The 20,245-nt window shown below is 64.5% G+C and carries 21 protein-coding genes; 9 read left to right on the top strand and 12 right to left on the bottom strand.

Annotated elements, in window-relative coordinates; all coding sequences use genetic code 11:
- The first annotated feature begins 165 nt into the window (after positions 1 to 165).
- The 4 genes from ACKLLE_RS15690 (at position 166) to ACKLLE_RS15675 (ending at position 4,026) form a co-directional block, all read left to right on the top strand.
- Entirely contained in the window at positions 166 to 1,668 is a 1,503-nt protein-coding gene (locus ACKLLE_RS15690; RefSeq protein ID WP_420058465.1) for an APC family permease, read from the top strand.
- Entirely contained in the window at positions 1,628 to 2,215 is a 588-nt protein-coding gene (locus tag ACKLLE_RS15685) for a DUF3156 family protein (protein WP_420058463.1), read from the top strand. The genes ACKLLE_RS15690 and ACKLLE_RS15685 overlap by 41 nt, the downstream gene beginning before the upstream one ends.
- A gap of 151 nt (positions 2,216 to 2,366) precedes the next feature.
- Positions 2,367 to 3,326, top strand: coding sequence for a transcriptional regulator FeaR (gene feaR / locus ACKLLE_RS15680; protein WP_064304456.1), 960 nt, complete (start codon positions 2,367 to 2,369; stop codon positions 3,324 to 3,326).
- Between the two features lie 121 nt (positions 3,327 to 3,447).
- Positions 3,448 to 4,026 carry a TetR/AcrR family transcriptional regulator gene (locus ACKLLE_RS15675; RefSeq protein WP_064304455.1) on the top strand — a complete coding sequence of 193 codons (579 nt, stop codon included), beginning with the start codon at positions 3,448 to 3,450 and terminating at the stop codon, positions 4,024 to 4,026.
- Positions 4,027 to 4,074: 48 nt separating this feature from the next.
- Here ACKLLE_RS15675 and ACKLLE_RS15670 read toward each other — a convergent pair whose 3' ends face one another.
- Positions 4,075 to 4,440 (bottom strand): cupin domain-containing protein, encoded by a 366-nt coding sequence (locus tag ACKLLE_RS15670; protein ID WP_009394240.1) that lies wholly within the window; start codon positions 4,438 to 4,440, stop codon positions 4,075 to 4,077.
- Positions 4,441 to 4,607: 167 nt separating this feature from the next.
- Here ACKLLE_RS15670 and hpaR point away from each other — a divergent pair, with 167 nt between their 5' ends.
- Positions 4,608 to 5,033, top strand: coding sequence for a homoprotocatechuate degradation operon regulator HpaR (gene hpaR / locus ACKLLE_RS15665; protein WP_009394239.1), 426 nt, complete (start codon positions 4,608 to 4,610; stop codon positions 5,031 to 5,033).
- A gap of 92 nt (positions 5,034 to 5,125) precedes the next feature.
- On the opposite strand, the gene hpaI is transcribed toward hpaR, so the two are convergent.
- The 8 genes from hpaI to ACKLLE_RS15625 form a co-directional block, all read right to left on the bottom strand.
- Positions 5,126 to 5,929, bottom strand: coding sequence for a 4-hydroxy-2-oxoheptanedioate aldolase (gene hpaI, locus ACKLLE_RS15660; RefSeq protein ID WP_420058462.1), 804 nt, complete (start codon positions 5,927 to 5,929; stop codon positions 5,126 to 5,128).
- A gap of 13 nt (positions 5,930 to 5,942) precedes the next feature.
- On the bottom strand, positions 5,943 to 6,746 hold the full coding sequence (gene hpaH, locus ACKLLE_RS15655; protein WP_009394236.1) for a 2-oxo-hept-4-ene-1,7-dioate hydratase: 804 nt from the start codon (positions 6,744 to 6,746) through the stop codon (positions 5,943 to 5,945).
- 11 nt (positions 6,747 to 6,757) lie between these two features.
- A complete protein-coding gene (locus ACKLLE_RS15650) occupies positions 6,758 to 8,062 on the bottom strand; it encodes an MFS transporter (RefSeq protein WP_420058461.1) in 1,305 nt (434 codons plus the stop codon).
- Positions 8,063 to 8,111: 49 nt separating this feature from the next.
- A complete protein-coding gene (locus ACKLLE_RS15645; RefSeq protein WP_420058460.1) occupies positions 8,112 to 8,504 on the bottom strand; it encodes a tautomerase family protein in 393 nt (130 codons plus the stop codon).
- Positions 8,505 to 8,519: 15 nt separating this feature from the next.
- Positions 8,520 to 9,377: a 3,4-dihydroxyphenylacetate 2,3-dioxygenase gene (hpaD, locus tag ACKLLE_RS15640; protein WP_420058459.1), complete on the bottom strand. Its 858-nt coding sequence runs from the start codon at positions 9,375 to 9,377 to the stop codon at positions 8,520 to 8,522.
- A gap of 156 nt (positions 9,378 to 9,533) precedes the next feature.
- Entirely contained in the window at positions 9,534 to 10,994 is a 1,461-nt protein-coding gene (hpaE, locus tag ACKLLE_RS15635; RefSeq protein ID WP_420058472.1) for a 5-carboxymethyl-2-hydroxymuconate semialdehyde dehydrogenase, read from the bottom strand.
- A gap of 5 nt (positions 10,995 to 10,999) precedes the next feature.
- Positions 11,000 to 11,773: a fumarylacetoacetate hydrolase family protein gene (locus ACKLLE_RS15630; RefSeq protein ID WP_420058458.1), complete on the bottom strand. Its 774-nt coding sequence runs from the start codon at positions 11,771 to 11,773 to the stop codon at positions 11,000 to 11,002.
- Positions 11,773 to 12,444, bottom strand: coding sequence for a fumarylacetoacetate hydrolase family protein (locus ACKLLE_RS15625; RefSeq protein WP_064304450.1), 672 nt, complete (start codon positions 12,442 to 12,444; stop codon positions 11,773 to 11,775). Before ACKLLE_RS15625 ends, ACKLLE_RS15630 begins: the two co-directional genes overlap by 1 nt.
- A 166-nt stretch (positions 12,445 to 12,610) precedes the next feature.
- Between ACKLLE_RS15625 and hpaA the strand changes: the two genes are divergently transcribed.
- Positions 12,611 to 13,513, top strand: coding sequence for a 4-hydroxyphenylacetate catabolism regulatory protein HpaA (hpaA, locus tag ACKLLE_RS15620; protein ID WP_009394229.1), 903 nt, complete (start codon positions 12,611 to 12,613; stop codon positions 13,511 to 13,513).
- Positions 13,514 to 13,632: 119 nt separating this feature from the next.
- Here hpaA and ACKLLE_RS15615 read toward each other — a convergent pair whose 3' ends face one another.
- On the bottom strand, positions 13,633 to 14,820 hold the full coding sequence (locus tag ACKLLE_RS15615; RefSeq protein WP_420058457.1) for an LLM class flavin-dependent oxidoreductase: 1,188 nt from the start codon (positions 14,818 to 14,820) through the stop codon (positions 13,633 to 13,635).
- Positions 14,821 to 14,832: 12 nt separating this feature from the next.
- The gene (locus tag ACKLLE_RS15610) at positions 14,833 to 16,056 is read right to left on the bottom strand and encodes a lipase family protein (RefSeq protein ID WP_420058455.1); all 1,224 of its coding nucleotides are present in this window, start codon (positions 16,054 to 16,056) and stop codon (positions 14,833 to 14,835) included.
- Positions 16,057 to 16,350: 294 nt separating this feature from the next.
- Here ACKLLE_RS15610 and ACKLLE_RS15605 point away from each other — a divergent pair, with 294 nt between their 5' ends.
- Complete coding sequence (locus tag ACKLLE_RS15605) at positions 16,351 to 17,415, top strand: sigma-54 interaction domain-containing protein (protein ID WP_420058454.1); 1,065 nt, start codon at positions 16,351 to 16,353, stop codon at positions 17,413 to 17,415.
- On the opposite strand, the gene ACKLLE_RS15600 is transcribed toward ACKLLE_RS15605, so the two are convergent.
- Positions 17,416 to 19,026 carry an inorganic phosphate transporter gene (locus ACKLLE_RS15600; RefSeq protein WP_420058471.1) on the bottom strand — a complete coding sequence of 537 codons (1,611 nt, stop codon included), beginning with the start codon at positions 19,024 to 19,026 and terminating at the stop codon, positions 17,416 to 17,418.
- A 186-nt stretch (positions 19,027 to 19,212) separates the two neighbouring features.
- Here ACKLLE_RS15600 and ACKLLE_RS15595 point away from each other — a divergent pair, with 186 nt between their 5' ends.
- Positions 19,213 to 19,644: a GNAT family N-acetyltransferase gene (locus ACKLLE_RS15595; protein ID WP_420058453.1), complete on the top strand. Its 432-nt coding sequence runs from the start codon at positions 19,213 to 19,215 to the stop codon at positions 19,642 to 19,644.
- Positions 19,645 to 19,778: 134 nt separating this feature from the next.
- Complete coding sequence (locus ACKLLE_RS15590; RefSeq protein ID WP_009394223.1) at positions 19,779 to 20,132, top strand: helix-turn-helix domain-containing protein; 354 nt, start codon at positions 19,779 to 19,781, stop codon at positions 20,130 to 20,132.
- Positions 20,133 to 20,245: the final 113 nt, after the last annotated feature.

The raw sequence follows: 20,245 nt of genomic DNA, 5'->3' as shown, positions 1-20,245 counted from the left end.
TACCTGTGGGAGCCGGCGTTGCCGGCGATGAGGCCCTGACCGACAACCTCCCTCTCAAGGCCTGGCAGCCAGCAACAAAACCCCCGGCAGCCTGGGGCAAGACGTGCAATGGAGTGCGGCGCAGAGTGGCGCACAACCATAACAACGGCACTTGAGGTCTTCACCATGTCGCTCAACGACACGCTCAGCGCGCACCTGAACCGGGGCACGATCGGGTTTCCCACCGCCCTGGCCAGCACCATCGGCCTGATCATGGCCAGCCCTGTCATCCTGACCGCGACCATGGGCTTCGGCATCGGCGGCAGTGCCTTCGCCATGGCGATGCTGATCGCGGTGCTGTTGATGCTGGCGCAATCGACCACCTTCGCCGAAGCCGCGGCGATCCTGCCGACCACCGGCTCGGTCTACGACTACATCAACTGCGGCATGGGCCGTTTCTTCGCGATTACCGGTACCCTCTCGGCGTACCTGATCGTGCATATCTTCGCCGGTACCGCCGAGACCATCCTCGCCGGGGTCATGGCCCTGGTGAACTTCGAACACCTCAACACCCTGGCCGAGTCCGCCGGCGGCTCCTGGCTGCTGGGGGTGGGCTTCGTGGTGGTCTTCGCGATCCTCAATGCCTTCGGCGTCAGCGCCTTCGGCAAGGCGGAAATCATCCTCACCTTCGGCATGTGGACCACCCTGATGGTGTTCGGCGTGCTTGGCCTGGTCGCCGCGCCGGCGGTGCAACTGGATGGCTGGTTCGGCGAGTCCATGGTCGGGACTGACCTGGTCACCGTGCTGTCCCTGGTGGGCATGGCGATGTTCATGTTCGTCGGCTGCGAGTTCGTCACCCCGCTGGCCCCGGACCTGCGCCGCTCGGCGCGGACCATGCCGCGGGCCATGGCCCTCGGCCTGCTGGGCGTGGCCAGTTGCATGTTCATCTACGGCGCAGCCATGAAGCGCCAGGTGGAGAACGTGGTGCTCGACGCTGCTTCCGGCGTGCATCTTCTCGACACGCCGATGGCCATTCCGAAATTCGCCGAGCAGGTGATGGGTGACATCGGCCCGCTGTGGCTGGGCATCGGCTTCCTGTTCGCCGGGGCCGCGACCATCAATACCCTGATGGCCGGCGTGCCGCGCATCCTCTATGGCATGGCCGTGGACGGCGCGCTGCCCAGGGTCTTCACCTACTTGCACCCGCGTTTCAAGACCCCGCTGCTGTGCATCCTGGTGGCGATGCTGATTCCCTGCCTGCACGCCCTGTACCTGGGCGGCAACACCGACAACATCATGCACCTGGTGCTGGCGGCGGTCTGCGCCTGGAGCACCGCGTACCTGCTGGTGACCCTGTCGGTGGTGATCCTGCGCATCCGCCGCCCGGACCTGCCGCGTGCCTACCGCTCGCCGCTGTTCCCGCTGCCGCAGATCCTGTCGAGCGTCGGTATTGTCCTGGGCATGTGGTTCATCACCCCGCCGGGCATGAATCCTGCGGACGTCTATGTGCCGTTTGCCTGGATGCTCGGGGGCACCGCGGCCTATGCGCTGTTCTGGACGCTGGTGGTGCAGCGGGTCAATCCGTTCAAGCCAGCCTCGGTCGAGGACGTCCTGGCGAAGGAGTTTGCCAACGAACCTGGAGTCCATCATGGCAGCCACTACGCCGAACCTCTGGCAAAAACTGTTTGACCGTGCACCCTCGGGCTATCGCCCGGGGGTGACTCTGGAGCATTTGCGACGCAATCTCGGCCTGGCCGGGTGCCAGGTACTGGAGCCCGGCCGGGCCTGTTTCAGCCTGGCGGACGCGGTGGCGTTCGAGGTGCGCGAGCGCACCGAATCGCAGCTGCTCATGCACATCGTGGTCTGCGAGTTCCGTTTGCAATGCAGTGCCGCATCCGCGGGCAGTGCGACTCTGGAATTGCACCACACTGGCGCGATTCGTCGCAGCGGTCTGGGCTGGAAGCAGAAGGGCGGTGAGGCGGGGTTGATGGAGACCCTGCGCCAGCGCCTGGAGCAGGACCGGACGCTGTACCAGGCGCTGATGCCACTGGATTTCAAACGCCTGCGCCTGGAGCGCGCCGAAGGGCAGTGGACGGTGGTCCTGGAGCATATGGGCGGTAGTGAAGTGGTCAACCGGATGCCGGCGTTTCGGCGGTATATCCGCGTTGATTCGCAGCAGAGGGAGCTGTTGCTGACTGCGTTGATTGGTTTCAAGAGACTGCTGACCCAGGCCTGACCGAGATCCCACAGGCTCGGTGTAAACCAACCTACCGAAAGGTTGGCACTCAATATGCTTCCACACAGGTGCTTACAGAATTGTTGCGTGCATATAGATAACATGTTAACTATTGCCCGACAAAAACAAGATGCCACTGTGGAGGTACGTCATGAGTATCCATCAGGCTACCGGCTCGGCCCTGGATCGCTGGAACGCGGCAATGCAGGCAACGTGCGGGTATTTCGAAACCGAACTTGCGTTCAACCGCTCGCTGTTCATCGGCGAGATTTCCACCTGGTCGCGGGGTGGCCTGGGCATGGCCAACCTGCGCACCAACGCCGGGGTAATCCGCCGTAACGGTCTCAAGGCCGATCGCGACAACGACCGGCATTGCTTCCTGGTCAGCCAGCGCACCGGTTTTTCCCAGATCACCCAGAACGGCACCAGCCTGCAACTGGCTCCCGGCGAGATGCTGCTGATGGACTCGGTGGGCGCCTGCGAAATCACGCCCTTCGGCCTGATCGAACACGCGTCCCTCGGCCTGTCCCGCGATGAAGTCTGCCGCCAGCTGGGCAGTGACCAGCGGATCTTCGGCAAGATCTCCCAGAGCAAGGCCTGCGGGCGCATGCTGCACCTGCTGATGGACCAGTTGTGCAAGGAGAGCGGCACCCAGGATGGCGAACAAGCCGAAGGCGACGCGCTGCACAGCGCCTTCCTGTCGCTGCTGGGCTCGGCCCTCGAAGGCAGCGACCACGACAGCCGTGCGCCTGCCGCCTTGCAAGGCGCCGATTTGCGCAGCTATGTGCAGAAGGTCATCGATGAGTCCCTTGGTCAGCCCGGCCTGACCCCGGTCAGCCTGGCCAGCCGCCTGAACATATCGGTACGCCACCTGTATCGCCTGTTCGAAGAGCAGGGCGACAGCGTCTGCCGCTATATCCAGCGTGCACGCCTGCAACGCAGCGCCGACGACCTCGCCAACCCGATCCACAAGACCGAATCGATCACCACCATCGCTTACAAGTGGGGCTTCACCGATTCGGCGCACTTCAGCCGTTCGTTCAAGAAACAGTTCGAGCAATCACCCAAGGACTTCCGCAGCAGTAGCCTGGCGGGCCTGGTCCTGAGCTGAAGCGACAGTCGAACATGGGTTGACCTGAGCCTGGGCGGATCGCACCAGGCTGGCCCGAGGTGACTACCTATCGGTCGCTAGGTCGTGGAATATTCGCCCGTTTGATCAAGGAAGTTATGCAATGAGAGTGCTGTCGCCTTCGGCGGAGAAGATTTGCCTGGTAGCTGTCGAGCAGTTCGCCGAATCCGGCTACGACGCCGCCTCGCTCAACGATATCGCCGTGGCAGTGGGTATGCGTAAACCGTCGTTGTATGCCCATTTCAGCGGCAAGGTGGACCTGTTCGAAGCGGTGTTCGAGCGGGCCATCGAGGCCGAGCGGCTCTATGTGGAAGGCTGTTTTGCCGCCGATGACGGCTTGCCGGGGGCGCTGTATGCGCAGCAGTTGTCCGAGCGCTTCCTGGCGTCGGCGCATTTGCGCTTCCTGCTGCGGGCGGCGTTCTTTCCGCCGGCGGACCTGCGGCCCTTGGTCTCCTCGGGTTTCGAGGGCTATCTGGCGCGGATGGGCGAGGTCTTCGGCAAGGCGCTGGAACGCCAGTTCCCGCAACTGGACGGGGGCAGGCGAGAGCTGTTCGTGGATGCCTATCTCGGGGTGGTCGACAGCCTGATCGTCGAGCTGATCTATGCCGGGCAGGCGGCGTACGAGCGGCGGTTGCGGGCGATGTGGACGATCTTTGCGGCTTCGCTTCGGGCTGCGGTGTAGATCTTGAGGGCTTCATCGCTGGCAAGCCCTCAAGGTTTATAAAGAAACTCAGGCCACCGCGAAGTAGTGCTTCACGAAGCTCTCGCTCAGGATTTCCCACAGCACCGGCGTGCCCTTGGTCACGAACCAGCTGTCACCCACCTTGTACTCGGTGACCTGCCCGGTGCTTTCGTCGGTCAGGCGCACCGCGCCCGTTACCACCACGGCCTGTTCATTGAACGGGTAGACCATGCGGAACCTGCCTTGGGTAGTGCCGAAATAGGCACTGCTGATGGCGTCGGTCGGTGCGCCGAAGGTCATCTTGCCGAAGGCGCGGACTTCACCTTCGAGAATCTCCGAACCCAGGTCGGCAACGGTGCCCCAGGCGTCGAGTTCGCTGAGCTGGATGTCGTGTTTGGCGGCGTGCAGGGTCATGGCAGGTTTCCTTTAAGGAGGGAAGAAAGGCTGTCATTAACGCCGTTGCAGGGGATGCTGTCTTGCCCCTCCGTGCCGGTGCATTTGATCGGTGATGCCACGCACTGTTAGCGGCCGGACTTTTTGTTAAAGTGTTAACAAGATCAATCTGAGCCCCTTACCACTTCATGTCCAGCCGTCCTCGCCAGTCCCTGACCCTGACCTTGTTGCAAGCCCGCGAAGCCGCGATGCGCTTTTTCCGTCCCTCCCTCAACGAACACGGCCTGACCGAACAGCAGTGGCGGGTGATCCGTATCCTGCGCCAGCAGGGCGAGATGGAGATCTACCGGCTGGCCGACCAGGCCTGCATCCTCAAGCCGAGCATGACCGGCGTGCTGGTGCGCATGGAGGCGGCGGGACTGGTGAAACGGCGCAAGGCCGAGACTGACCAGCGGCGGGTGCTGGTGGAGCTGGCGGAGAAAGGCGAGCAGTGCTTTGCCTCGATGAGCCAGTGCATGGAGGCCAACTACCAGGCGTTGCAGGGGCAGTTCGGGGAGGAGAAGCTGAAGCAGCTGCTGGGGCTGCTGGATGAACTGAAGCAGGTGCGGCGGTGACTGCACCGGCCTCATCGCCGGCAACGCCGGCTCCCACAGGTATCGAGTCCAGCTCATGGACCTGTGGGAGCTGGCTTGCCAGCGATGACTGACTAATAGACGCCGCCGGAGGTTGGCTGTACCACCTGGCCTTCCTTGAACTTCGCCGCCAAGCCCTGCAACCCGCGCATCAGCACCGTGGTATCCACCCCCACCGCGACGAACCTGGCCCCCAGTTCGATATAGCGCCGGGCCAGTTTCTCGTCGGCGCTGAGGATCCCCGCCGCCTTGCCGGCCTTGGTGATCCGCAGGATGGCGTCCTCGATCGCCGCCTGAACCTGCGGGTGCCCCGGATTGCCGCGATGGCCCATGGACGCACTCAAGTCCGCCGGCCCTATGAACACGCCATCGACTCCTTCCACGGCCACGATCTCGTCCAGGTTAGCCAGCGCCTCCAGGTTCTCGATCTGCACCAGCAGGCACATCTGCGCATCGGCGTGATCGAGGTACCCGGGAATGCTGTTCCAGCGCGACGCCCGCGCCAGCGCGCTACCCACGCCACGCACGCCCCTGGGCGGGTAATGCATGGCACGCACCAGTTGCCGCGCCTGCTCGGCACTGTCGACCATCGGCACCAGCAAGGTCTGCGCGCCGATATCGAGGATCTGCTTGATCAGCGCGGTGTCGCCGATCACCGGGCGGATGATCGCCTCGCTGGCATAGGGCGCCACCGCCTGCAGTTGCGCGAGCATGCCGCGCAGGTCGTTCGGCGCGTGCTCGCCGTCGATCAGCAGCCAGTCGAAACCGGCGTTGGCCGCCAGCTCCGCGCAGTAGGCGTCGGCCAGGCCGAGCCACAGGCCGATCTGCGCCTGGTCCTGCTGCAGGCGCTGCTTGAAGCGGTTGATGGGCATGTCCATGGAGACCTCCTGATCAGACGAAACGGCAGGCGATGGAGCCGAGCATGTCGTAGTCGACATGGAAGGTATCGCCCGGGCGCGCCGCCACCGGGCGGGTGAAGGAGCCGCCGAGGATGATCTGCCCGGCCTCCAGGGTGACGTCGTACGGCGCCAGCTTGTTGGCCAGCCACGCCACGCCCTTGGCCGGGTGGTTGAGCACGGCGGCGGAAACCCCGGATTCCTCGATCACGCCGTTGCGGTAAAGCACTGCGGGGACCTTGCGCAGGTCGATATCGGTCGGCCGCACCGGGCGTCCGCCCATGACCACGCCGGCGTTGGCCGCGTTGTCGGAGATGGTGTCGAAGACCTTGCGGGTGACCTGGGTCTGCGGATCGACCTGCTGGATGCGCGCGTCGATGATTTCCAGGGCCGGAATCACCCACTCGGTGGCGTCGAGCACATCGAACACCGTGACATTCGGCCCCTTCAGCGGCTTGCCGAGGATGAACGCCAGCTCCACTTCCACGCGCGGCACGATGAAGCGCTCGAACGGGATGTCGCTGCCTTCCTCGAACAGCATGTCGTCCAGCAGCGCGCCGTAGTCCGGTTCGGTGATGTTGGAAGAAACCTGCATGGCGCGAGAGGTCAGGCCGATCTTGTGGCCGACCAGCTTGCGCCCGTCCTTGATCTTCTGCGCCACCCAGGCGCGCTGGATGGCATAGGCGTCCTCGATGGTGATGCCGGGGTGCTCCAGGGAAAACTGGCGCACCTGTTCGCGGTTGCGTTCGGCCCGGTCCAGTTGGGCCGCGGCGCTGAGGATCTGGCTGTGGTCGAGCATGATCGAGTCTCTTACTGAGGGTTGACGGTGGCGGCGTGGGTGCGCAGCACCAGCAGGCCGCCAAGGGTGATGAAGAAGGCCAGCACGTACAGGGCAAGGCTGGCGCTGTGGGTGGTGTCGCGCATCCAGCCGATCAGGTAGGGCGCGGCGAACGAAGCGATGCTGCCGAACGAGCTGATCAGGGCGATGCCGGCGGCCTGGGTGGTGTTGGCCAGGAAGGCCGGGGGCAATTGCCAGAACATCGGCAGGGCCGCGCTGGCGCCCATGCCGGCGACGATCAGGCCGCTCATCACCAGGGTCGGGTTCTGTGGTGATATGCCGGCCACGGCGATGCCGACGGCGGACATCAGCAGCGGTACGCACAGGTGCCAGCGTCTTTCGCGGCGGCGGTCCGAGGAGCGCCCGCAGGCGATCATGAAGCAGCAGCCGGCCAGGTACGGCACGGCGCTGAGCAGGCCGACACGGCCGTCGCTGCCGATGCCGGCGGCGTGGATCAGGGTCGGCATCCAGAAGGCCAGAGTGTTCACCGCCAGCATGACCGCGCAGTACACCGCCACCAGCAGCCAGACCCGGGCGTCGCCGAGGATGCCGCTGAAGGAAGTGATCGACTTGCGTTGCTCTTCCTTGTCCAGCTCGTCGCGCAGGCTTTGTTTTTGCTCGGCGCTCAACCAGTCGACACTGGCGAAGCTGTCCGGCAGGCACTTGAGGACGACCATGCCGAGCAGGATGACCGGCGCACCCTCGATCAGGAACATCCACTGCCAGCCGCGCAGGCCGGCGGCGTCTTGGAACAGCTCGAGGATGCCACCCGACAGCGGCCCGCCGATCACCCCGGCCATGGGCACGGCGATGGCGAACAGCGCGGTGATCCCGGCGCGGCGCCGGGCCGGATACCACCGGTTGAGATAGACCAGGATACCCGGGAAAAACCCGGCCTCGGCCACGCCCAGGAGGAAGCGCAGCACATAGAAGCCGGTGGGCGTCTGTACCAGCAGCATGCTGGTCGAAAGCGCGCCCCAGACCACCATCAGCGTGGCGATCCAGCGCCGCGGGCCGAAGCGATCCAGGGCAATGTTGCTCGGCACGCCGAACAGCGCATAGGCAATGAAGAACAGTCCGGCGCCGAAGCCGTACACGGTGTCGCTGAAGTGCAGGTCGGTGCTCATCTGCATCTTGGCGAAGCCGATGTTGATGCGGTCGAGGTGGGCGAACAGGTAACACACCAGCAACAGCGGCATCAGCCGCCAGGTCACGGTGGAATGGGTCGAATCCTGACGGGCAAGGGTGACGCTATCTGCGGTATTGGCTGTGCTCATGATCTTGTACTTTTTGTCAGAGTGGCCATGGGATTTTCAGGCGGGGAGGTCAACCCGCCTGGTTGTCGAGAAACGCGTGGACGTTGTTTTGCTTGAAGTTGAGTTGCGGGTGCAGTTCGCTCATCTCGAACGACAGGGCCAGCAAGCGCTCGGCCTGCAGGGCGGCGAAGTGCTCGGTGATCACGGCAAAGAGCTGCTCGGCGACTTTCGTGCGGGTTTCCAGGTCGCGGCCGTGGCCGACCTTCAGGGTCATATGGACGAAGGCGTAGTCGTGCTTGCCGTCGGCCATGCGCCAGGTGTCCAGGCGCACCGCGCGGCTGCGGATGCCGCCCAGGGGAAACACGCCGCTGGCGCCGAGGGTGGCATGGACCTTCTCGAACAGGCCGGGCAGGTCGGCCTGGGCTTCGATGTTGTCGGTGATTTCAGCGATGAAATGGGGCATGGGGCCTCCTTGGAATCAGAGCGGGAAGATGGCGTTGATCTGCCCGGTGCCGGAGCTGCCGAAGGCCTCGGTCAGGACCTCCACCGGCTTGTCGTAATCGGCGCCGCCGAGCAGGCCGAGGAGCATCGCGGTGTCGTGCATGCCGCCTTCGCCGTAGCAGGCCGTGGCGTAGTCGGGGAGCATCGCGCAGAACTCCTTGAAGCGACCCTGCTTCCACAGTTCCACCACGCGCAGGTCGACCTGCTTGTCGAATTCGCGGGTCCAGTTGTGGATGTTGGCTTCGGCGTTGCGGTCGTCGGAGAAACGGTGGGAGAGGGAGCCGGAGGCCAGCACCAGGACCTTGCGGTCGCTCTTGTCGATGGCCCGGCGCACGGCGGCGCCGAAGGCCAGGCTGTCCTCCAGACGGTGCCAGGCGCACCAGGCGGCGATGGACACCACCTTCAGGCGTTCTTCCTCCGGCACGCCCATATGCATGTAGCGCATCGGCACCAGGGTGCCGTATTCCAGCTCCAGGCTCGGGATATTGTGGGCCTGGGTACGCACACCGGCGGCGTTGGCCTCGGCGGCGATCAGTTCGCCCAGTTCAGGACAGCCGGGATACTCGAAGGCCATGTCCTTGATGAAATGCGGCAGTTCGTTGCTGGTGTAGACGCCTTTGAAATGCTCGCCGCAGTTGATGTGGTAGGCGCTGTTGACCAGCCAGTGCACATCGAACACCACGGCGGTATCGGCGCCCAGTTCGCGGGCGCGGCGGCCGATTTCCTTGTGCCCGGCGATGGCCGCTTCACGACAGCCGTGGTGCTTGCCGGGCAACTCCGACAGGTACATCGAGGGGACGTGGCAGACCTTGGCTGCCAGGACGACTTCGCCCATGGTGGAACTCCTGGTTTCTTGTTCGTTACGCGGACCCCTGTGGGAGCGGGTTTATCGGAACGCCGAGCCGCCGCGATTGCGGTAGTGAAGCCACCACCGCAATCGCGGGTGAACCCGCTCCCACAGGTTCGGTGTACACCCTGGATCTAGGCGGGCTTACACACCCCAACGCGGAATGTGGTGGCTGCCCATCGAGATGCACACGTTCTTGATCTCGGCGAACACCTCGAAGCTGTACTGGCCGCCTTCGCGACCGGTACCCGAGCCTTTCACGCCGCCGAACGGCTGGCGCAGGTCGCGGACGTTCTGGCTGTTGATGAACACCATGCCGGCCTCGATGCCACGGGCAAGGCGGTGGGCCTTGCCGATGTCCTGGGTCCAGATGTACGAGGCCAGGCCGTACTCGGTGTCGTTGGCCAGTTGCAGCGCTTCGGCCTCGTCCTTGAACGGGATCAGGCAGACCACCGGGCCGAAGATTTCTTCCTGGGCGATGCGCATCCGGTTGTTCACGTCGGCGAACACGGTCGGCTGGATGAACTGGCCCTTGGCGAGGTGCGCCGGCAGGTTGGCCGGGCGCTCCAGGCCACCGGCGAGCAGGGTGGCGCCTTCCTCGATGCCGATGCGGATGTAGCCGGTGACCTTGTCGTAGTGCGCCTGGGTGATCATCGAGCCGACCTGGGTCTTCGGATCGGTCGGATCGCCCACGATCAGTCGCTTGGCGCGCGCCGCGAACTCGGCGACGAACTGCGGGTACACGCTTTCCTGGATGAAGATCCGGCTACCGGCGGTGCAGCGCTCGCCGTTGAGCGAGAAGATGGTGAACAGCGCGGCGTCCAGTGCCCGCTCCAGGTCGGCATCCTCGAAGATCAGCACCGGCGACTTGCCGCCCAGTTCCATGGAGTACTTCTTCAGGCCGGCGGTCTGCATGATCTTCCTGCCGGTGGCGGTACCGCCGGTGAAGGAGATCGCGCGCACGTCCGGGTGGCGCACCAGGGCGTCGCCGGCGGTGGCGCCGTAACCCTGGATCACGTTGAGCACGCCATTGGGAATGCCGGCTTCCACGGCCAGGCGGCCCAGTTCGTTGGCGGTCAGCGGCGACAGTTCGCTCATCTTCAGCACCGCGGTGTTGCCCAGGGCCAGGCACGGCGCGGTCTTCCAGGTGGCGGTCATGAACGGCACGTTCCACGGCGACACCAGGCCACACACACCGACCGGCTGGTACAGGGTGTAGTTGAGCATCTGGTCGTCGACCGGGTAGGTGTGGCCGTCCATGCGCGTGCAGACTTCGGCGAAGAAATCGAAGTTGTGCGAGGCGCGCGGGATCAGCACGTTTTTGGTCTGGTGGATCGGCAGGCCGGTGTCCAGGGTTTCCAGTTCGGCCAGTTGCGGTACGTTCTGGTCGATCAGTTCACCCAGCTTGCGCATCAGCCGCGCGCGTTCCTTGGCCGGGGTGTTGGCCCATTTCGGGAAGGCTTCCTTGGCCGCCGCGACGGCCTGGGCAACTTCCTCGGCACCGCCGCTGGCGACCTCACCGATGGCTTCGCCGGTGGCCGGGTTGTAGTTGACGAAGGTGTCCTTGCTCTCGACCTCGCGGCCGTTGATCCAGTGCTTGATCATGCTGCTCATGCCTCTTTTTTGTATTGGGCGAAGAACTCGGCTTCGCTGACGATGCGGTTGACCAGGCGGCCGACACCTTCCACTTCCACCACCACTTCATCGCCCGGCACCACGTCGGCCAGGCCTTCCGGGGTGCCGGTGGCGATCATGTCGCCGGGTTGCAGGGTCATGAAGCTGGACAGGTATTCGATCAGGTAGGGGATGTCGAAGATCATGTCGCGGGTCGTGCCTTCCTGTTTCAGCTCACCGTTGATCCAGGTGCGCAGGGTCAGGGTGGACGGGTCCGGCACGTCGGCCACGTCGACGATCCACGGGCCGACCGGGGTGGTGCAGTCGCGGTTCTTCACCCGCAGGTTGGGCCGGTAGTAGTTCTCCAGGTAGTCGCGGATGGCGTAGTCGTTGCAGACCGTGTAGCCGGCCAGGTACTCCAGGGCGTCCTCGCGCTTGACGTTGCGCGCCGGCTTGCCGATCACCGCCACCAGCTCGCACTCGTAGTGCATGTACTTGATGTTGTCCGGGCGCCAGGTGACCTGGTTGTGGCCGGTGTAGGTGCCGGGCGACTTGACGAACGCCAGCGGCTCGGTTGGCGGGGCGAAGGCCAGTTCGGCGGCGTGGTCGGCGTAGTTCAGGCCGAGGGCGAACATGCTGCCGTTGGCAGGCGGCAACCACTCGACCTGGTCTTCGCCGAGCAGCCTGCCATCGGCCAGGCGCACGGCGTTGTCGGCTTCCACGGTCACCGCATGGACTTCACCCTGGAAACGGATACGAGCGTGTTTCATCAGTGGGCCTCCTGTTCGGCGACGATGGGATTGGCCAGGCGCCCCAGCCCGGTGATTTCGATTTCGACCTGGTCGCCCGGCTGCACATCGACACGGCCTTCCGGGGTGCCGGTGATCAGCACGTCGCCTTCATGCAGGGTCATGAACTCGGTGATTTCGGCGATCAGTTGCGCAATGCCGCGCACCAGGTTGGCGGTGCTGTTCTGCTGGCGGACTTCGCCGTTGATGAACAGGCGGATGTCCAGGGCATGCGGGTCGGCGATCTGTGTCACCGGCACCAGCTCCGGGCCGATCACGCAGAAACCGTCACGGCACTTGGCCTTGACCGCCGGGCGGTAGTAGCTCTCTTCCGGCAGGCTGAATTCGTTGACGATGGTGAAGCCGGCAACGTGGTCCAGGGCCTGTTCGGCGCTGACCCGGGTGGCGCGCTTGCCGATCACCACACCCAGGGCGGGGCCGGCCTGCAGGCGCTCGACGCCCTTGGGATAGACCACCGGCTGGCCGTGGCCATTGCGGGTGTTGGGGGTCTTGATGAACAGCACCGGCTTGACCGGTGGCTTCTGGTACGGCGCCTGTTCGAATTCGGCGAGACGCTGTTCCAGCAGCCCCTTGTAGTTCAGCGCAACGCCGAACAGGGTGCCGGTGGCAACGTCATGCAGGGCACGGCTCATGCTCTTCTCCTGGCAGTGGGCGGGACGACACGGGGTGCCCCACGTGGGTAATTGTTAATGTGTTAACGTTATAATTAAGATGTTAACGAAATGCAAGCTGCCGATCGCCGGGCGCAGGGGTAAGCTGGCGGGCAGAACAAGAAAGCGGCAAGAGGTGAGGGCAGTCATGAGCGATCGCACGCCGATCCCCAACATCAACATCGGCCAGGTCTACGACCAGCGCTACAGCGACTCGGAAGTGCATTACGACAAGCTCGGCAACCTGGCCGGGTTTTTCGGGCGCAACATGCCGGTGCACCGCCATGACCGGTTTTTCCAGGTGCACTACGTCAAGTCGGGGACGGTGCGGGTCTACCTGGACGACCAGCAATACGTCGAGTCCGGGCCGATGTTCTTTCTGACGCCGCCGACCATTCCACACTCGTTCGTCACCGAGGCGGATGCCGACGGGCATGTGCTGACGGTGCGCCAGCAACTGGTGTGGCAGTTGCTTGAAGCCGACCCCGGCCTGGCGCCGGGAGCCCAGGTGGCGCCGGCCTGCGTGGCCTTGAGTGGCCTGGAAGGAAAGTTCGCGGTCGAAGCGCAGCGCCTGGAAGTGCTGTTCGACCTGTTGCATGGGGAAGTGGAAGGAACCGAGGCGGGCAGGGAGGCGGCGCTGCACAGCCTGACCCGGCTGCTGATGACCAGCCTGCTGCGCCTGTGTGCCAGGTCACTGCCGGCGCGGACCACGCGGCATGAGGACTTGCACATCTTCCATCGCTTCAATGAGCTGATCGAGGCGCATTACCTGGAGCACTGGCCGCTGTCGCGCTATGCCGAAGGCATCGGGGTGACCGAGGCGCGGCTGAACGATGTCTGCCGGCGAATCGCCGACCTGCCGTCCAAGCGCCTGGTGCTGGAAAGGGTGATGCAGGAGGCCAGGCGGCTGCTGCTGTTCACCGGAAGCTCGGCGAACGAGATCTGCTACAGCCTGGGGTTCAAGGATCCGGCGTATTTCAGCCGGTTCTTCATGAGGTATGCGCAGGTGACGCCGGGGGAGTACCGGTTGCGGCAGGGCGGGTTGCGCTAGGGTGTTCTCTCTGGCCCTATCGCCGGCAACGCCGGCTCCCACAGAGTTCAGCGGTGTACCCAATACCTGTGGGAGCCGGCGTTGCCGGCGATGAGGCCCGAAAGAGCAATGAAGAGCTATCAGCCAGCCACTTTAAGCCCAGGCAAAGCAGCCCGCTTCAACGCCTCCCGCTCCCCGCGGAAATGCGGAAGGATATGCTCCCCCAACCGATAAGCCTCCTCCAGATGCGGATACCCCGCCAGGAAGAACACATCGATCCCCAGTTCGTTGTACTCGCGGATCCGCGCCACCACGTTTTCATAGCTCCCCACCAGCGCCAGCCCCGGCGGAATGCCGATGTAGCCGAAGCCCGCCCAGACGTTCGGGTAGATGAAGAAGTCGTCGAAGCGCTTGCTTTGCTCGCGGTCGCCGTATTCTTCCTCATAACTGAGCTTGCGCGCGGTGCGCAGCCCGGCATGGGCCGCCGCGGCCTTGATGGTGTTCTTCGCCACGCCTTCGTCGAAGAAGCGCTTGGCCTCGGCATGAGCCTGTTCCTCGGTCTCGCGGGTGATCACATCGATGGACAGCCCGAAGCGGATATCGCTGCGCCCGTATTTCAATGCCCGCTCGCGGATATCGGCGATCAGTTCACGGATCCTGTCCGGATGCTCGGCACGCATCAGGTAGAAGTCGGCATGCTTGGCGGCGAACTCCCGCGCCGGGATCGATGACCCGGCGGTGCAGATCAGCGGCAGTTCGGCCTTTTTCTGCGGGCCGCGCAATCCGCCGCCGCCAGCCTTGAAGAAGCGCCCGTCGTAATGGAAGTTCTCCGAGTTCCAGTAGCCGCGCACCACGTCCATGAACTCGGTGGCGCGCTCGTAGCGCTCGTCATGCTCGAAGAAATCCCCGACCTGGCGCTGCACCGCATCAGAGCCACCGTTGATGATGTTCCAGATCAGCCGGTTGCCGGTGGCCCGCTGGTAGGTGGCGGCCTGCTGCACCGCGACCCACGGGGTGTAGTGGTACGGCTGGAAGGCTGCCACGTAGTTCAGCGTGCGGGTTTCCCGGGCCAGCAGCGAGCAGACGGTCCAGGGCTCTTCGCCATAGGGCGCGTTGACCATCAGCACGCCGCCGAAGCCGTTGATCTCCGCGGCCTTGGCGATCTGCCCCAGGTAGTCGATGTAGGTGAAGTGGTCACCGACGCGAAAGCCCGATACCGCGCCGGTGCTGTCGCCGCCGGGGTGCCAGTCGCCGCGGTTGCGCGGGTCGCCCGGGAGGAACTGGGTTTCGCCGTGCAAGGGCAGGCGGGTGAAGAATTCGATACTCATGGGGCGCTGTCCTTATTGCACGCTGGGGTTGCAGACCGGGGCGACGGTTTCGCCGGCGAAGACCTTGCGGGCGAACGGCAGCGAGTCCTTGAGCGAGGCATTGACCGTCTCGCTATGGCCCAGCCCCTTGTACAGATGGCCCTCGACCACCGAGCCGGCCTTGCAGGCGTCCTGCATCAGGGCGACCTGGGTCGAGGCGGCGGGGGTCTTGTCCTCGGCGCCGGTGCCGATGAAGATCGGTTGTGCCAGCTTCAGGGTCGGGTAGCTGACCTGCGCCTGCCAGGCCTTCAGTTGCTCGCCGTCATTGGCCTTGCGCGTATTGGCCGGGGTCAGGCCGGTGCCGATCACGTCGGCGGTCAGTTGTGCCAGGCAACTGGTGCGGGCCTGTTCGAACAGCGGCAGGGCCTTGTCGGTGTAGTAGTCGCGCGGGTCGATCTTCGGGTTGTACTGCTGCGCCGCAAGCAGGGTGTAGAAACCGTAGGCGAGGGCGGCATCGACCTTGTTCGGGTCCTGCTCGCCGACGTTCTTGCTGCCGACGGTGTAGATCACCCCGGTGCCGACGCTGCCCTTCAAGCCCAGGTCCGGCGCGTAGGTCGGCGCATAGGCGGCCGCGGCGAAGGCGCCGGCGCCACCCTGGGACTGGCCGAGCACCAGCACCTTGTTGGCCAGGCCCGGGACGCCGGCGATCACCGCCCTGGCGGCGTCGAGAATGCCGTAGGCGGCCATGCGGTTGTTCAGCAGCGGATGGCCGCCGGGGACGCCGAGGCCCTGGTAGTCGGTGGCGACGATGGCATAGCCCTCGTTCAGCCAGCGCGCCAGGTACTGCACGTCACGATAGGAGCGCCCCGACCAGGACGGCGCGCAGATGTCCGCCACGCCAACCGTGCCATGGCCCCAGGTCACCACCGGCCAGCCACCTTCCGGCGCCTTGCCGTGGGGGATGAACAGCGCGCCGGAAACGGCGATCGGCGTCTTGCCGTCGATACCGTCGGTGGAGCTGTAGAGGATGCGCAGTTGCGAGGCGGCGCCGGGCAGGCTGAGGGTCTGCTCCAGGGGTTCGCTGCGCAGCAGTTTGCCCGGTGTGGCGGGGATCGCCTTGTCGAAGGTGTAGAACGCCGAGACCCGGCCGTCGCCTTGCAGCGGATCGGGCTTGGGTGCGTAGGTTTCGGCGGCCAGGGCAGTCAGTGACAGGGTCAGCAGGCTGAGGCCGATGGTGAGGGCGTGGGGCAGTTTCATGAAGGGTCCTTGAGCGAGACGACGGTCGATACCCTCACCCTTGAGCGAAAGCCATGCCAGTTATCCGGGAAAGCCCCGCAGGCCTTGCCTGGCGCAGCTTTGCGCCGGGCGGCCGGACGCCGGTGGCGGTCGCTGTGCTGACCAGGGAGCACCTCGGTGCTGGCTGATTGCTGCTGGAGCAGCAATCCATCCGCTTGATTCTTTTGGGAATATACAAATGCAAATTAATAATTATTTGTTCTAATTTGTTTCGTGCACTATGAAGGCGCGCCACCCATGCCAGGAATGCCTTCTATGTCGCTGATTACCCATCCCAATGCCCGCGAGTTGAGCAAAACCGTTCGCGCTACCGTCCTGGTGTTCAAGGACCCGCGTTCCCAGGAACTGCTCAGCCGCATCGAGCGCCTGGCGCCCAGCGAAGCCAATACGCTGATCATCGGCGAGACCGGGACCGGCAAGGAACTGGTGGCGCGGCATATCCATCAACTCAGCCGTCGTGGCCGCGAGCCGTTCGTGGCGGTGAACTGTGGCGCCTTTGCCGAAACCCTGGTGGAAAGCGAGCTGTTCGGCCACGAGAAGGGCGCCTTCACCGGGGCGACCAATGCCAAGGCCGGCTGGTTCGAGGCGGCCAACGGCGGCACGCTGTTCCTCGACGAGATCGGCGACCTGCCGTTGAACATGCAGGTCAAGTTGCTGCGGGTGTTGCAGGAGCGCGAGGTGGTGCGCCTGGGCTCGCGCACGCCGATCCCGATCAATGTGCGCCTGGTTGCCGCCACCAACGTCAACCTGGCCGACGCAGTGGTGGCGGGGAATTTCCGCGAGGACCTGTTCTACCGCCTGCACGTGGCGACCATCCGCCTGCCGCCACTGCGCGAGCGCCCGGGGGATATCCTGCCCCTGGCCGAATTCTTCCTTGAGGAACACTGCCAGCGCCTGGGCTACAACCGCGCCAGCCTCAGCCCGGAAAGCGAACGCAAGCTGCTGTCCCACAGCTGGCCGGGGAACATCCGTGAACTGGAAAACGCCATCCACCACGCCTTGCTGGTGTGCCGCCAGCAACGGGTGCAGCCGGGTGACCTGCACCTGGTGGACATGCGTCCGACCGGGGTGCGCCACGAGGAGCATGCCCTGCCGCAACGCCTGCCGGCCGCACCGCCGGATCTGGAAGCGGCGCTGACGGCGCTGTTCGAACAGAACATCCCCGACCTCTACGAGCATATCGAGGAGACCGTGTTCCGCACCGCCTACCGTTTCTGCCACGGCAACCAGTTGCAGACCGGACGCTTGCTGAACATTAGCCGCAATATCGTCCGCGCGCGGCTGGAGAAGATCGGTGAACTGCGCAGCAACAGCGCCTGATCAGATAAAGCGGGTCAGCAGCCAGTACAAGGTGGCGGACAGCAGGATCGACATCGGCAGGGTAAGGATCCAGGCCATCGCCAGGTTGCGGATGGTCCTGCCCTGCACCCCGGAGCCGTTGGCGACCATGGTTCCGGCCACCCCTGAAGACAGCACGTGGGTGGTGGACACCGGCAGGCCGAAATGGTCCGCCGCGCCTATGGTGCACATGGCCACCAGTTCCGCCGAGGCGCCCTGGGCGTAGGTCAGGTGGGTCTTGCCGATCTTCTCGCCGACGGTCACCACGATGCGCTTCCAGCCGACCATGGTGCCCAGGCCAAGGGCCAGGGCCACGGCCACCTTGACCCAGAGCGGAATGAAACGCGTGGCATCGTCGATCGCCCCCTTGAACTGCTGCACGGTCTGGCGCGTGGCGGTGTCCACCTCCAGCAGCCCGTGCTTGTCCATCAGGCGGATCGCCTCGCTGGTCAGGTACATGTCGTTGCGCACGTTGCTCACCGCCTCGGCGGGAATGCCGGCAATGCCATAGCTGTCCACCTGGTGACCAATGTCCCCGGCCAGCGCGGCGAGCGCCGGAACCAGCAGGGGGCTGGCTTGCGGAGTGCGGATGAACTGGGTCAGGACCTCGCGTGGTTTCGCGTTGAGCAGGGGCTCGGTGATGTAGCCCGAAAGTGCCTGGCGCGTGTCCTCGGCGACCACGACGAACTGCTGCGATTGCTCCTCCGGCATGGTCCGGTTCAACGCGTAGGCCATGGGCAGGGTGCCGACCAGGATCAGCATGATCAGGCCCATGCCTTTCTGTCCGTCGTTGGAACCGTGGGCGAAGGACACGCCGGTGCAGGTGATGATCAGCAGGCTGCGGATCCACAGCGGTGGGGGCTGGTCGCCCTTTGGCGCTTCGTACAGGGCGCGGTTCTTCACCAGCTTGCGCAGGCCCAGCAACAGCACGGCGGCGCAGGCGAAACCGAGGATCGGCGAAAACAGCAGGGCATAGCCGACCTTGCCGGCCTGGGCCCAATCGACTCCGGAGGTGCCGTCGCGCCCGTGCATCAGCGCATTGGCCACGCCGACGCCGATGATCGAACCGATCAGGGTGTGCGAGGAAGACGCCGGCAGGCCCAGCCACCAGGTGCCGAGGTTCCAGATGATCGCCGCCAGCAACAGGGCGAAGACCATGGCGAAGCCGGCCGAGGAGCCAACCTGGAGAATCAGTTCCACCGGCAGCAGGGCGATGATGCCGAAGGCCACCGCGCCGCTGGAAAACAGCACACCAAGAAAATTCCACAACCCCGACCAGACCACGGCGAAGCGCGCCGGCAGGGAATTGGTGTAGATCACCGTGGCCACTGCATTGGCGGTGTCGTGGAAACCATTGACGAATTCGAAGCCCAGGGCGATCAGCAGCGCCAGGCCGAGCAACAGGAAGGGGGTCCAGGTGGTGATTACCGTGCCGCTGGCGTCGATATCGCGCAGCAGGCTCCAGGCGGTGTAGAGCAGGGCGCCGATCAGCAGGCTGCAGAAAACCACGGCGGGGGTTCGGCTCGCGCGGGAGCCGGCGGAGGGTGTAGCGAGCACGGCCGAGGGAGTGGCGGCGCTGGTCTGGGTAGTCATGAACGGGTCCGGGGGCGACATTTTCAGGCTCCTGCCTGTACCAGGGCAGCGTACTAGCATAGGCACTGATCGAGCTGACGCCAGTCAATGAAAGCGGGTGTAAGCTCCATTGATTTCAGTGATGGAGGGGGGGCTCATGATCCGTTGGCGACAGGTCCTTGCAGCATCGAACGGGCAGCGCGCGCCATGACCCTGCAACTGCGCCGGGCCGGCGACCTCGACCTGCCCTTTGCCCGTGACCTGACCCGGCGCGGCATGCTGCGCTACTACTGCGAATTCGACCTGCTGTGGCAGGAAGAGGCCTTCGACCAGGCCTGGGGCTGGCGCGAGCAGTGGCTGGTCATGGACGACGAACGGCGCCTGGGCTTTTGCAGCCTCAGCCAGGACATGCGTGCGTTGTATATCCGCGAACTGCATATCGCCCGGGAGTGCCACGGTCGGGGCACAGGCACCTGGGTATTGCGCGAATTGAACGCCTGGGCGGCGCAGCGGCGGTTGTCGTGGCTGCGTTTGACCGTATTCAAAACCAATCCGGCCCGTCAGCTTTATCTGCGTGAAGGATTTTGCGAAGAAGGCACCGAGGAATGCTTCATCCGCATGCAGCGCAGCGTCCGCTGACACCCTTCGAAAGGCGTAGGATGGCTTGTGCAGGACTTCGCCGCGCAGGCATAGTTCACGCTTGTTGACGGTGCAGTGGATGTACCGGGTTTCCTACCCGCTATCGGGTGTTTTGCAAAGGATTATGTATTCGTATGAAGGGTATTGGACTACGTCTCAGGGAAGAACGTGAACGCCTCGGCCTCACCCAGCGGGCATTTGGCGACATCGGCGGGGTCGAGCCCAACGCCCAGGGCAAATATGAAAGTGGCGAGCGCACCCCGCGTGCGGACTATCTCGCAGCGGTCGCGGCACGCGGGGTGGACGCCCTCTATGTGCTCAGCGGCGTGCCGACGCCGGCAACCCTCGACGATCTTCGCCCCGGCGAAAACCATCTGCTCGACTGCTACCGGCGCTTGCAACCGGCGGATCAGCAGGCTGTAAGACATCTCCTGGAGAGCTTGGCGGGCAATGCCGTGTCGCCTGTAGGCAAAGTGGCATCGGCTTGATACGACAGAGCGAAACCGGAGCGTCGAAAAAATGAAATCTGACGTCATATTCGTGACGCAATCTGTTAGGTCCCCCCTGCGATTTTTTGATAAGGTGGCCGGATCCAATTCAG

Source organism: Pseudomonas bharatica (assembly GCF_048586865.1).
GTDB lineage: Bacteria > Pseudomonadota > Gammaproteobacteria > Pseudomonadales > Pseudomonadaceae > Aquipseudomonas > Aquipseudomonas bharatica.
Note: the sequence above shows the minus strand (reverse complement) of the source record. Positions and strands in the feature narration are given on the sequence as shown.